Source organism: Pedobacter sp. (assembly GCF_035566355.1).
Lineage (GTDB): Bacteria > Bacteroidota > Bacteroidia > Sphingobacteriales > Sphingobacteriaceae > Pedobacter.
Genome location: NZ_DATMRL010000531.1, coordinates 1 through 13,010 on the forward strand (window position 1 = coordinate 1; position 13,010 = coordinate 13,010).

General features: G+C 36.9%; 16 protein-coding genes and 1 tRNA gene. 13 read left to right on the forward strand and 4 right to left on the reverse strand.

Annotated elements, in window-relative coordinates; translation table 11 throughout:
• From VNZ46_RS20630 to VNZ46_RS20655, 6 genes are all read left to right on the forward strand, one after another.
• A partial coding sequence (locus tag VNZ46_RS20630; RefSeq protein WP_325562140.1) for a PASTA domain-containing protein occupies positions 1–728 on the forward strand: 728 nt, incomplete at its 5' end.
• A 20-nt stretch (positions 729–748) separates the two neighbouring features.
• Positions 749–1,801 (forward strand): endolytic transglycosylase MltG, encoded by a 1,053-nt coding sequence (gene mltG / locus VNZ46_RS20635; protein WP_325562142.1) that lies wholly within the window; start codon positions 749–751, stop codon positions 1,799–1,801.
• Between the two features lie 86 nt (positions 1,802–1,887).
• Positions 1,888–2,856 carry a YihY/virulence factor BrkB family protein gene (locus VNZ46_RS20640; protein WP_325562144.1) on the forward strand — a complete coding sequence of 323 codons (969 nt, stop codon included), beginning with the start codon at positions 1,888–1,890 and terminating at the stop codon, positions 2,854–2,856.
• Positions 2,857–2,968: 112 nt separating this feature from the next.
• Positions 2,969–3,053 (forward strand) — tRNA-Ser (locus VNZ46_RS20645).
• A 600-nt stretch (positions 3,054–3,653) separates the two neighbouring features.
• Positions 3,654–4,331, forward strand: coding sequence for a hypothetical protein (locus VNZ46_RS20650; protein WP_325562146.1), 678 nt, complete (start codon positions 3,654–3,656; stop codon positions 4,329–4,331).
• Positions 4,332–4,342: 11 nt separating this feature from the next.
• A complete protein-coding gene (locus tag VNZ46_RS20655; RefSeq protein WP_325562148.1) occupies positions 4,343–5,158 on the forward strand; it encodes a hypothetical protein in 816 nt (271 codons plus the stop codon).
• A gap of 23 nt (positions 5,159–5,181) precedes the next feature.
• On the opposite strand, the gene VNZ46_RS20660 is transcribed toward VNZ46_RS20655, so the two are convergent.
• On the reverse strand, positions 5,182–5,514 hold the full coding sequence (locus VNZ46_RS20660; RefSeq protein WP_325562150.1) for a hypothetical protein: 333 nt from the start codon (positions 5,512–5,514) through the stop codon (positions 5,182–5,184).
• Between the two features lie 48 nt (positions 5,515–5,562).
• Here VNZ46_RS20660 and VNZ46_RS20665 point away from each other — a divergent pair, with 48 nt between their 5' ends.
• The 7 genes from VNZ46_RS20665 to VNZ46_RS20695 all read left to right on the forward strand — a co-directional run bounded on the left by VNZ46_RS20665 (position 5,563) and on the right by VNZ46_RS20695 (position 11,193).
• The gene (locus tag VNZ46_RS20665; protein WP_325562152.1) at positions 5,563–5,694 is read left to right on the forward strand and encodes a hypothetical protein; all 132 of its coding nucleotides are present in this window, start codon (positions 5,563–5,565) and stop codon (positions 5,692–5,694) included.
• A 54-nt stretch (positions 5,695–5,748) separates the two neighbouring features.
• Positions 5,749–6,450 (forward strand): hypothetical protein, encoded by a 702-nt coding sequence (locus VNZ46_RS20670; RefSeq protein WP_325562154.1) that lies wholly within the window; start codon positions 5,749–5,751, stop codon positions 6,448–6,450.
• Positions 6,443–7,342: a hypothetical protein gene (locus VNZ46_RS20675; protein ID WP_325562156.1), complete on the forward strand. Its 900-nt coding sequence runs from the start codon at positions 6,443–6,445 to the stop codon at positions 7,340–7,342. The genes VNZ46_RS20670 and VNZ46_RS20675 overlap by 8 nt, the downstream gene beginning before the upstream one ends.
• Position 7,343: 1 nt before the next feature.
• The gene (locus VNZ46_RS20680; RefSeq protein WP_325562158.1) at positions 7,344–8,411 is read left to right on the forward strand and encodes a hypothetical protein; all 1,068 of its coding nucleotides are present in this window, start codon (positions 7,344–7,346) and stop codon (positions 8,409–8,411) included.
• Positions 8,412–8,887: 476 nt separating this feature from the next.
• Entirely contained in the window at positions 8,888–9,376 is a 489-nt protein-coding gene (locus tag VNZ46_RS20685) for a hypothetical protein (protein WP_325562160.1), read from the forward strand.
• Entirely contained in the window at positions 9,373–10,080 is a 708-nt protein-coding gene (locus VNZ46_RS20690) for a hypothetical protein (RefSeq protein WP_325562161.1), read from the forward strand. Before VNZ46_RS20685 ends, VNZ46_RS20690 begins: the two co-directional genes overlap by 4 nt.
• A 117-nt stretch (positions 10,081–10,197) precedes the next feature.
• Positions 10,198–11,193 (forward strand): phage exclusion protein Lit family protein, encoded by a 996-nt coding sequence (locus VNZ46_RS20695; protein WP_325562162.1) that lies wholly within the window; start codon positions 10,198–10,200, stop codon positions 11,191–11,193.
• Positions 11,194–11,480: 287 nt separating this feature from the next.
• Here the strand turns inward: VNZ46_RS20695 and VNZ46_RS20700 are convergent, their stop codons facing one another.
• The 3 genes from VNZ46_RS20700 to VNZ46_RS20710 form a co-directional block, all read right to left on the reverse strand.
• Positions 11,481–11,858 carry a DoxX family protein gene (locus VNZ46_RS20700; protein WP_325562163.1) on the reverse strand — a complete coding sequence of 126 codons (378 nt, stop codon included), beginning with the start codon at positions 11,856–11,858 and terminating at the stop codon, positions 11,481–11,483.
• Between the two features lie 191 nt (positions 11,859–12,049).
• Complete coding sequence (locus VNZ46_RS20705) at positions 12,050–12,208, reverse strand: hypothetical protein (protein WP_325562164.1); 159 nt, start codon at positions 12,206–12,208, stop codon at positions 12,050–12,052.
• A gap of 236 nt (positions 12,209–12,444) precedes the next feature.
• Positions 12,445–13,010, reverse strand: a 566-nt coding sequence (locus VNZ46_RS20710) for a DUF6266 family protein (RefSeq protein WP_325562165.1), incomplete at its 5' end; no start/stop codon positions are given.

Sequence of the window (13,010 nt, forward strand, 5' to 3'; positions counted from 1 at the left end):
ATAACCTTATTGCAGCTATTTTCACAGTAGTTGCCATTCTATTTATTGCATTCTTCAGCTTAAGATATTACACCAAACACGGACAAGGCTTAAATGTTCCTGCTTTAAAAGGGCTTTCCTTTAACCAGGCAGTTAGTAAACTGGAAGGTCTCGGACTCCGTTATGAAGTAGATTCCGTATACATTATGGATAAACCTCCGGGAATCGTGATCGATCAGGATCCCGACGCAAACACTTTTGTTAAAGACAACCGGACCATATACCTTACCATCAATACAGCCCAGGCCCCTAATGTTAAATTCCCTGACATCGAATCCAAATCCCTGCGGGAAGTTCAACCCACACTGGAAAGCTTTGGCTTGAAAATTGGTGATACAACCTATAAAGCTGATGTGGCCAGAGATGTGGTGTTACAAGCCAATTTTGGAGGAAGACCTTTAAAAGCAGGCGATGTTTTACCAAAAGGATCGAGAATAGACCTTGTATTAGGCGATGGCAGAGGTAATGAAGAAGTAGACATTCCCAACCTGCTGGGTTTAACTAAAGACGAAGCCAGGTTCTCCCTGAAAGGCGCTATGCTCACGTTGGGCAATATCACCTACGAAGGCACCATTACAGACAGTGCAAATGCCGTAATTGTGATGCAGACACCCATACTTTCAGACTCCTTAACCAAAGTAAAAATTGGCACGCCAATAAACATTACCCTATCAAATAAACAGAACTAGAACTCCATTTTATAATATATATGAGCAGCGAGAAAACGAATGCTACGCCGAAAACCAAAATTATTTTAGCCGTAGTTTTAATTTTAATAATAGTGGGTGGATTTTTTGGCTTAAAATTCTACAAAGTCTACTTCGCCCCTAACGTTACTGAAAAAGAAAAGTTTCTATACATCAGAACAGGCGACAACCTGGAAAACCTCGTAGAGGAGATCAAGAAAAAAGATATTTTGATAGACCTGAACTCGTTCAGCGAGGCCGCGGCAAAAATGGACCTGGCAGACCGTATTAAACCCGGTCGTTATAAATTGTCAAAAGGAATGAACAACCGGAGCCTGATCAATAAAATTAAATCGGGAAACCAGGATCCTGTTAAACTAAAGTTCCAGAACATCCGTCGCAAAGAAGAATTTGCAGGCTACCTTGCCAAAAACCTCGAGTCAGATTCCCTGGCCTTTATCCATGTACTGGATTCTGCTGCCCTGGTTGAAAAATATGGATTCAATACAGACAATATCTATACGATGTTTATCCCAAACACCTACGATATGTATTGGAATACCACTCCTGTTGAGTTTTTTGACAAAATGCAAAAGGAATATACTAAGTTTTGGAATCCTGAACGCAAAAAGAAAGCAGAAGCCTTAAAAATGACCCCAATCCAGGTCACTATTCTTGCCTCTATTGTAGACGGAGAAGCCATTTTCGACAAAGAAATGCCGATCATAGCCGGACTGTACATCAACAGATTAAACAAAGGAATCCTTCTGCAGGCCGATCCTACCGTGATCTTTGCCAATGGCGATTTTACCGTAAAAAGAGTAACAGGAGCTCTGTTGAGAGTAGACTCAAAATACAACACCTATAAATACGCAGGATTGCCTCCGGGACCAGTGATGATGCCAAGTATTAATGCCATCGATGCAGTACTGAATAAAGACAACAACGATTATCTGTATATGTGTGCCAAAGATGATTTCTCCGGTTACCATAATTTTGCTGTAACCAAAGAGCAGCACGAAATCAATGCGAAGAAGTATAGAGACGCCCTAAACAAACGTAACATATTCAGATAGTTTCGTAACAAAATAAGCCAACAAGAACAGATCTCTGATGTATTTTGTACATTGGTAAGATCATGATGACATATTAAGTTGAATTAATGGAATGGGTACACCGGCATTTATTAAAAATAAGGTTCTATGCCTTATTTATTGAATGGACCAAAGTTTATATACTTCCTGGGTTTAGCCCTATCCCGCTTTACACTGTTGCTTCTTTTTTCTTAAAGGAAATACAAAAAGAGGCTTTAGTCAATAAAGCCTCTTCCCTGGCTTATAATTTTATGCTGGCTATATTTCCCGGCATCATCTTCCTGTTTACACTGATTCCTTTCCTGCCCAATGGTTTCCAGGATCAACTCATGTCTTTAATTGAACTGATCCTGCCCCATAAAGCTTTTGATGCCTTTGAAACCACTTTAACCGAGATCATCAAGAAGCAGAATGGAAAATTGCTTTCCTTCGGTTTTATAGTTTCTGTATACTTTGCCACCAACGGCGTGCACAACCTGATGATTGCCTTTAACAAATCATCCCTTATTATGGAAACCAGGAGCTGGCTAAAAAGAAGGCTGATTGCCTTTGTGCTTACCCTGGTCATTTTTATTTCTATCATTATCTGCATTGGTGCAATGACCATTGGCGAGATTGCCCTGAACTATATAAAAAACGGTCTGCATATTAAAGGCAACTTTATGTATTACCTGATCCAGCTGACCAGATGGGCGCTTTTGGGTATTTTATATTTTGTCACCATTTCCATCTTGTATCGCTACGGACCTGCCCATGCAAAAAAATGGCGGCTTTTCAGTGCCGGCTCCTGGCTGGCCACCATACTCGCCTTTCTTACCATTTGGGGTTTCTCCTTTTACATAAACCATTTCGGTTCTTACAACAAAGTGTACGGTTCCATAGGTACCTTAATTGTAATTATGATCTGGCTTTACCTAAATTCCTTCATCTTACTGATGGGTTTTGAACTCAATGCAAGCATAGATCTGTCCAAAAGAAGCGTTAAGATCATCCGTCCGAACTTCAATTTGTTCAAAAAAACCTCTTCTACAGACTAAAAAATGGTACAGAATGATTTTTTTCTGACTCTGTTTTAACAAGTTATCAATTTTACGTTAAAAAATTAATATCATAATTTGCAAAACCAGACGGTATTTGTACTTTTGCGCCGGAGAGTTGGCAGAGTGGTCGATTGCGGCAGTCTTGAAAACTGTTGAGTGTAATAGCTCCGGGGGTTCGAATCCCTCACTCTCCGCATAAAGAGAATGATTTCTCAAACTCATAGGGTTGCTCGATATCGAGCAACCCTATTTGCTTTAAAAATAATAAGTTACATTTTAAATCTGGATTAATCTAAGGTGTTCTAAACAGCCCATCTTTATACGTGAGATTATCTTTGAACACCTCTCAAATCATCTCATGCTTCAGTCCAAGTGACGCATCCACATATACCTAATGCAGGTTCAACATATACGGCAATGCCGATAAATCGAAAATTTTGTCGCTGTTTACAGATTTTTCGTCCTTTTTAGGCTTAGGGAATGACCTTTTAGGTTAAGGCTTTGGTCATATTCTAGTTGTGATTGTTTCATAAAACAAGTATCAGAATTTCCAAAAATAGAACTACATTAGTAGTGCTTATCCTGGACAACACCTAAAATCAAATTTTTCATATCCTTCTCTAGTCGAGTGATCCGGCTACTATCGTTGTGGCATCATATAGTGTCTTTTTCTTACGATATTTTTAAATTTTCTGATCTGCGCAAATACACTGCGCAACAACTATGTTTCTTTGTTCTTAAATCATTCCTGTTTAACAGGTTAGTGATAGTAATAAAATGTAACTAGAATCAAAATGGAAAAACAACCTTTAAATACCGAAGTTTCAGAAGATGACTTAGCTAAAATATTTGAGTCTTTAGACGCTATGAATAAGAAGCTAAACCAAACTGCAATAGATATTTTCACAAACGAAACTAACAGTAAATTGCTTTCTAAACCAAGTCATTTTACGTTCTCCATTGTGCACAGGGCTATAGAATTAAACAAAGGTTTCCAAACTCTTGCCCATGCAAATAATTGGATAACCGCTATTAACCTGATCAGGCTCCAAGCAGATAATTGCATGAGGCTATTCGCACTATCGTTAGTGCGAGATAGATTAGACTTTTATAATCGCATCCAAAATGGAGAGCATATTCGAAATATTAAAGACGCGGAGGGTAATAAGATGACCGATCAATATTTGTCCACAAAATTGAATGATTTATATCCAGGATTCAGATTGTTGTATGAAAATACAAGCGGTCTAATCCATTTCTCCAACGAGCACATGAAAATAAACACTGACAGGATTGACGATGGGGATGAATTTATGATGTATATAAGATTGGCAGAAACCACGGAGTTTTCTATCAGCAAGAAGGTAGATTATGCTTTCAACATGTTTATTGTGAGTAAGGAATTGCATAGCCTTTTAAATGGTTATAAACTAAGTATGATAGATTTGATGAAACGATTTGATAACGAATAATATATTTAAAAATGAACTATCTAAAAAAACATATTGAATCCCTGTTTATCGAATGCACAGGCCTAGATGCAAACTTACGCGTTCTCGACAGCTTTGTGTCTTCAAGAGGCCAACAGTTGCAGGAGAATTTTTCTTTCCCAAATTATGAATTGATAGGAATGATCACCACTTACCGGGATTTATCACAATTAGAAGGTGGGGCTAATCTTTACGACACGAACGTTGGATATTCGCTAACTTCCGATAATCTGCCTACTGAAGTGACTAGGTTGTTGAGCTATATTGCTTGCCTCACTACTACTCAGGTGTTTGAAGTTTTTGAATCTTTTCTAAAAAATATCCTATCAGAGCTTATTACTCAGAATCCAAATCTCAGTCAGGTTCTGAAACTACCAAATACATACGCTACTTTTCAGGATGTAAGAAACGAAATCTCATACATTCAAGGCGCAGGTAATAAAGGGTTTATCAAAGCTTTAAGAAAAATTTCTCCGTTCTTCAAACAGCATGAATCAAATAATATCTGGAATAAAAATATGAGCCATTGGTTTGATCTTATTGCTAAAATACGAAATCTAGTCGTGCATTCAAGATTGGTTGTAAATCCAGAGTTTGAAGATTACATACACGAAGCACATAGAAAAACATTATTTACTCAGCATTTTACTATTTCAGAAAGCGGGAATACAAAAAAGATTGAATTAACCACATGTCAGGCTCATGCGATTACTCACTACCTTTTTGAGTACGCTCACCTGATTTATAAAAGTCTATCTACTGATTTCAATATTGAGCTAGACTTTGATTTTAAAAGGGTAGCAATCTAATCTTGTATACATTAACCAAATAATTACTTGATAATTTCTAGCTCCTTGAGAATATCGTTTTTGAATTTACTAAAAGGTCGTTGTCCAAAATGTGCTTGTTCCATTTCTGCACTAAAGGCAATACGGTATAATTCCTTTTGTGATATTTTGGTGCAACTTAAAACATATTTTTCAAGTATAGCCAGATAATTGTCTGAGAACTTATAACACATATCGAGCATTTCCTTCAGTTCGTTGGTATGAGTGTTATACAGTTCTTCGGTTTGCAAGTCCTGAAGGGTTTGAATCGCCTTTGCATCTGAGGATTTTATTAATATCCTTAAACCAGATGGTTCATTCTGATCAGGTTCGGACATTTGAGCAGGGCACGTTTCCAAGATGAACTGCTGAAAAACAGTGCAGATATGGTGTTCAGATCAACCGACAAAGGACAGCTCTACGGCGTTACCTATATCGATCACGCCAATAAAACTGTATTCAACAGCAGTGATTTGGATAAAGTATATAGCACAGAGTTTTTCATTATTCTAATATAAATTATTAATTTGTCCAAAAAACTATTAATAGCTCCAAAACCAAATAGAAATCGTATGAAAAGAGTAAAGAGTTTGGTTTTCCATACGTTGTTTGTCTCCGGCACTGATAATTTCTCAGAATATCTAATAAACATTATAAGTAATTTCGGTTTCGACGATAAAATTGGTTTTGGTTTATCACTAACTGATTTTAGTTATAATGTTATCACTATTAAAGTCATTAAACGCACTTCTACTTTTATTAATGATTTTGACAGCACTCAGAGTCAATTTGAGCGTAAACAAATCTTCGTTTTTACTGAGTTTAGTTTTTCTATTGATTTAGATCTTAATATTTTATATGTCGTAGGAGGTGTTTCGCATATGAATTGTGTGAAGTACCTTTTTCGCACAATTCTGACACAGGAATATGATCTTCAGCCAGTAAATCTTAATGGTTCGGCTTTCTATAAGCTCCTATTAGAAAAGAATATAAATACCACGATTGATCATATAACTATCAACCACTTTAATTTTAACAATGAACTCGTCGGTCGATTTTCTGGTTCCGTGATGAATAAAACAATCGGTCCAGAGCTTGTAGAGGCTTACAAATCAGATATTGTTAAGCTTTCATTCTTGATTAGAATCAATGAGAATGAAAGTTTTACTTTACAGATTTTCCCCAATGGTGCATTGAAGTTTTTATCCGACACAGATGAGTTCGACTTTATTTTAGATTTTTTAAAACAACTAATATTTTCAAAAAATGGCTGAAGATCAGGGCGTCAACGGGGACATCTGGAATGACCAGGCAAGCGCTTTATTAACACAATTTAATTGGGAGAAACTGGGTGATTCCAATATTGACTTACCTAATGAAGAAAAAGGAAAAAGCGGTGTCGACGGTCTTTTTACTTATGTAGACTCCTTAAAAGCAAACCTCAAAGAAGGTGTTATTGTTGAAGCGAAAAGATATAAGACTGATAGTTTTTCCAGTTCTTCATTGCAAACATGGATTACAGTTCTCGATAAAAAACTAACAAATCTAAAGAACTCTGAAGAATTGCGGGAAAAGTTTCCGATTTTGGGTGATATTCCGTTAAGAATGGGAGTCATTGTCATTTGGTTCCATAACCTTAATGACTATCATAGTTTCAAATCCACCTTCCTGAATTACCAAACTAATGTAAAATTGGGGCGTAAAAATCAACCGTCGAATAAAATCTATGTGCTTGAAAACGAAGCCATTTTGAGATTAGCATCCCTCCATTTAAGTATTAAAGAACTAAATTCGAAGGTAGACGATCGGTTTCAGTTCTATTATCCCTCTGTAGATTTACATCCAGCAAAACGGTCAAAAACATTGAATATTAACTATATGATTTCCAAATTTATTCTTGGAGATTTCACCGACAATGAGGGGGTAGAAAATAAGGTGGTCTTTTATTTTGGAACTCTTAGCATGGAAAGCTTTCAAAGGCTAAAACACGCTTTAATTTCTTACAGCTATATCGATAATGATAAGCCTTTAATCATTTTTACCTACCACAGAGATGACGAGGAATTTAGAAAAATAAAACCAGAGGTTTTAAAACATTTTAATAATCACCTAGATCTTAGAGAAATGGAAATATTAGGTAATCTACCAACATTTATGCGTTCGTAAAATGGCAAAAGTTAATATATACCCTACAAAATATGAATTGGTAGAAGTACTTACGTCTATAACCAATAGAGGATTCCTCAACACCTTTGCCCAAGAAAGAGGAATATTCATCACTCATGTCGATACAGTTGCATTGGCAAAAGAAATTTCAAATTTATTTCTTGACAATGATGATCTGGAGTTAATACGCAGAGAGGCGTATACTAGTAACACCAGTCACGCATTATCAGGATTTGTATTAAAATCAAAAGACAAGGGTTTCAATTTAAGAAATAATTACCAATGGCTATTTGAAGAAGGAAAGCAAAAAATAGAACAATCCCTTACCCAGCTGGTAAAGGTTAAGGGAACCGATATTTACAAGGGTTCAATAGAATATACAAGGAAAAGAGCTGGAAGAATGGAATTCCTACAAGATGAGGTAACTCATTTTGATTTTTACATTGAAGAAAAGGAGCCGGGAGTATGGCAGGTTGAAATCGATGGAAATCGTTCAACTGATTCGAAAGAATTAAAAGATCTGTTGGGAGAAATTCTTACACCAAGTACCGAAATATTAAATATTGAACAATCATTATTAAATACTGAATCATCAATCCTATATTTTGATAGATTGGCAACCTCTGGGATGTCAGATCAATGGAACTTTAAAACCGTAAGGCACCTCACACTTAGAGAAGGAAAATCTGGAGAAACAGGTACAATTGGCGAAGAGAATGAAGAAGTTGCTAACGCCGATGATCTTATGGGGATAACCCAAGCCATTCTTCAAGGTCAAAATCTTCGAGAAAACTCCTTTGTAAAGCAATCTGTGACGGGTGGTTACCGCTTTAATGCGATGACCTATGAGTTTCAACATGTAAAGGAACCTTATTTTATTCAAATAAAAGCTGAATTTAAAGGCAGACCAAAAGTGTTTGAAGTTACAATAGCCGACTATGAAGAAGTTGTGGGAGAAACTCCTACACGACAAAAAGTGAATATCCCAGAGGCACATAGTAAGGATATAAGATCTCAGTTTTGGAATAATAGCAAAGTGGTCTTCAATGACATTGTAAAAAGAGGCTAAAAACTAAACTATAAATAGAATTCGCCTTCGAAGTTTTTTCTAAAGATGCTTTATTTTTACACTTTGAAGCTGAAAAACAGAAATCATTAATCTTGTTTGTTGCCCAAATTCTGTATACCAGTATAAACTGAATGTCTTCAACCAGCAAGGGGTGTTTGTTTTTTAATTCCAATAGAAGGCATCCTTGGAGGATATATTTAATGACCATTCAGAAAACCATCTGTTCAGATTAAAAAAGATCAGATGGTAGTATACATAATTCATTGAATGAATACTGTTGTGGATATGTAACCAAAACGGGAGAAAACATGGGAATTCATGTATCCGCAGGAGGAGCTTATTGACGAGGAAGCCCACCGAAATTTCAACAAACTCAGTTAAAGTTTCAGGTCAAGGATCAATTCCACTTGATTAATTAAGAATAGAGACCTGATGTTCTAAATAAATGACAAATTAAACTTAAATAACAAATAAAGATGGAAGGATTAAACATCGAAAAACACCTCGCATTACAAAAACTATGGAACCTTGGCGTGAAAGAAGAAGTGATAAAAGATTATGATATTTTAATACTCCCTGAAAATATCGATCAGGATGGTGAACTTTATGACGCGCAGAATTCCATAACGTTAAGTAAGCTGCTAAAATCAGAAGGAATAAAATGTGCAAACTCATACGATCTGGGACTAAATCTGCCGACAACGGAGAGAAGAAGCAACGATATCTGGCTTGGACAACTTTACATCCTAAACGACATTATTCTCCCTACTGTCATTGGAGTAGTTACTGGTGTAATCGGTCCCCTTATTTTAGACTGGAAGAATAGAAAAGACCTACGTGAGCCAGCCGGGAATGTGCATGCGGACATCACCCTGATCAGACCTGAGGGAAAAACTGAAATACACTATAATGGTGAACCTGAGGCGCTGGTAAAAATCATTGAAGCCCTTAAGAAAGAGTCATGAAAGAAATGATAGCACAAAATGAACTGGAGAAATATTGCAACCAGCTAATAGTTTCCTGGAGGGATAGTTTTGGCCGTGAGAAATACGAAGACGCGTTAAAACTAACGGCAGATTTTATTGAAGAGATTAAACCCCTTTACCGAAGCCGCCCATATGGTGAGGGTGAGGAAGCAGGAAACAGTTATACTTACGCTTATATTTTCTTGGTACTGGCAAAAGCGTTTGAAGACATCACTGGCTTAGCCGAGTTGACCAGTGATAAGTATTGGCCGGAAGACCCTAAAAAAGCCGAACTGATATGGCAGGTATTATGGGATGCCAAGGAAAGGATGGACATCGTTAACAGCCATTGCATGGATCGAGACCTTTTTGAGGATTTATATACCCAATTAAAACAACTGGAGATTAGCTTTTACGATCAATTCGGCAAGGGTATTTACATGAGTCCGGTGATTAAGATTAAAAAAGCTATCTGTAGCATATGCAAGTTTAACATCAAGGCTTGTAACCACATCCCAGGAAATATTTATCACGGACATCCATGCAGAGAAATTGTAGATGATATGGAATTTACAGGTGTTGATATGGTCCCCTCGCCACATGACATGCGCTGCAGAATCTGGCCATGGAATTTCACTGAAGAAAATAAGTTCACGGCAAGGGTAATGAACCTAAACCAACTGGACAAATTTATTAATGAATAAATTTAAATGCCTTGCAGGTAATCAATTCAGATTCCCCGATCCTGCCATCTGTGTGGATAGCCGGTTGTTGTAATTTATCTATTATTTTTAAAAATCGGAAACATAAACATACTATATATGCCAGTTAGTCGCATAAGAAAGAAAAAAAGCAAAAAAAACAAACCCAAAGGTGTAAAAGTAGACATTAAAACACCTTCGATAAAAGAGGTCTTAACGCGAGTGGATGAGCGAGGCCTGCTTCCAGTTAGGGTACTTTGCGGAAATCTGGCAGACCTTTTTTTCAACATCTCCCCAGACTTCCTCAAAGAATTTGAGAACGAGGTATATAATGGTCTCAGCGATAAGATAGTCTACAGCATTCAGACAGAATACATCCGAGATGTAGCGCAGTTGAATAATCAACAGCAGATCGTATTATATGAGAATTTCAACCAATATTTATGGTCGATGACCTATGCCCTACTAGTATTATTCGATAAAGGTGTGCATGCCCCCCGTTTAAATGGCGAATTTTCTGGTGCATTTGCGGATACTCCGGAGGTTGCTGAAGCCTGGGACTTATTTCAGGCAGCACTTTATTTAAAGAAAGGCTATAACCGCGAGATATTTTACCATTTACCAAATCCAGAATTAAACAACGGAGAGGAATATATTTTAAAAGCTAACGCTGTTTATCTTGCAGCATTGAATTTTATCTTACTTCATGAATTTGGCCATCAGTACTATGGACACTACAGTTACTTTGAGCCTGGTGATCAGGCTAAACAGGATGAACATTTGGCAGATGATTTTGCTATCAATAAGATATCGGGACATTTTAATAGTAATAACGGAAAAACACTAAAAGCCGGCATTTTAGTGGGCACGCTTTCATTATTATTTCTGAGAAAAACTCTAGGGGGAGGAGCTTCCCATCCCAATCTCGATGTTCGCCTAAAAGTAATTATAGAAAAGCTGGAACTAGAAGAACTCGACAATCTCTGGGGAGTTGCTGGGCTAGCAATCAGTCTCTGGAGCAATGAATTTGGTCACGATGTTCAAATACCACCGGTTGGAGAAACCTATAAAGAACTATTCTATGAGATATTAGAAGATTTACCGAGATTTCAATAATCCTAGTAATGACAAATAAATTAACAAACTACATAGTATAGCTAATTGTAAATTCTCTACTAGTTATAATTACATTCGAAAATCACTTTGATGATAGGCAGAGAGCACACATCTGAGAGGTCCGTTTGCTAATCATTTTTTCCTTATCCTCCATTCGTTTCTTATTCTTATATATTTCTCTGATTATTCTGAAAAGTTCTTATAGGTGTTGCATTGCATCCTCCTGTGCCCCGCCAGAAAAAATTAAAGCCTGAAATCACAAGATTTGAGGCTTTTTCTTTTACAATCTAACCCACCGGGCTATCCGCCTGCCCATTCACTTTATTGAGCAGAAATATAGCCAGTAGGAAAAAGACCAGCGAGAACGCAGGCTGTGCAGCCTCCATAAAATCATAACCACTATTGCATTTCGCAATAAATGCAGAGACCATACAAATACAAAAGCCAACATATACCCATTCCCTTATTCTCTGAGGAGTTTGAGGAAACAGTAATACCACTGCACCAATTATCTTCGCAATAGTCAACTCTATCCGAAAATAAGCCGGAAAGCCCATACGTCCGGTAAAATCAGCCTGATGCGTTTCAGCAAACCAGGCAGCAAACAGCATATAAAAAGACATTAGCCCAGTCAACAGCCAGTAATAGAATCGTTTGTTTTTCATTTGTTTTCGTGTTTCAAATTAATTAGCCAATAATTGTTATTTGCCTAATAACGATTGAAACTATAAAAGGGGGACAACAAATAACTAATCCAGCCTATTGCCTACTTTAGTATAAATATGTAAAATCTAAAAAAGAAAAGCCCGCAAATTGGGAATTTGCAGGCTTTTCTTTTTATTAAATTTATAACTCTTTAAAGCGCACTAGATATAACGCTATTAATAAATTGCTTAGCTTCTTCTACTTTCTCCGGAAATAAAACTCTGTCTTTAAGTTTATCTGCAACCAAAGATAGTAGACCTGATTCCGTTACTGTAACCATTTCTGGTTCTGTTTCCTTAATTTCCATCATATAAAGTTACACTTTTTTTTAATTACAAGTACAGCATCATACTTCCTACCCATTACAAAACCCTCTATTTCAACACCTTTAACACTCTTAATGCCACCGAAAAACGTATATTCCTGAACAAGCTTATCATAGTTTTTATTTACATAACTACTGTAGGCATTAATTCTTCTATGCTGATTTTTACAATAAATATTTCCAAATCACATTTAAGATGTATTATTTCCCATTAATTAAATTCAAACATTTACAAGCCCTAAATAAACCGAAGTACTCACCTTATCACCCAGCGCATCTGTCAAATGCATCCAGGCATGCACAGCATCTCCTGCAAAATTCTTCGGCAATTTTAAATCCACCTGTTTTGCAGAACGCAGAACAGCATTTTCATAGGTTACAAATTCCTCCTTTTCCGGATTGTAAAGGATAAAAGTGACCAGATCAGTCCCTGCACAAAAAGCAGACTCAGGTCCATTCTCCCATTTTACGTGCAATACCTGATCAACCAGCACAACAACCTCTTTGACAAAAGACACCAATAGCTCGCCCCTGCTAAAAATGGCTTTAGAAAAGTCCAGGCTATAATTAGGTCCAATACCCGTTAAAACCTGCTTCATATGATAAGATACTGCACTGTTCATTGCCGTCTTTTCACTAATTAAAGCTTTATAACCAATCTTAATTAAATGCAAAACTGGCCGTAACCAACCACTTACTATAGCCAGCTTTAAACGCTGGTTCTTTTGTGCCTGCGTTGCCCGTTTTTTAGATTTATTTGGCATACTGCGCAAATAAGTAATCCCTC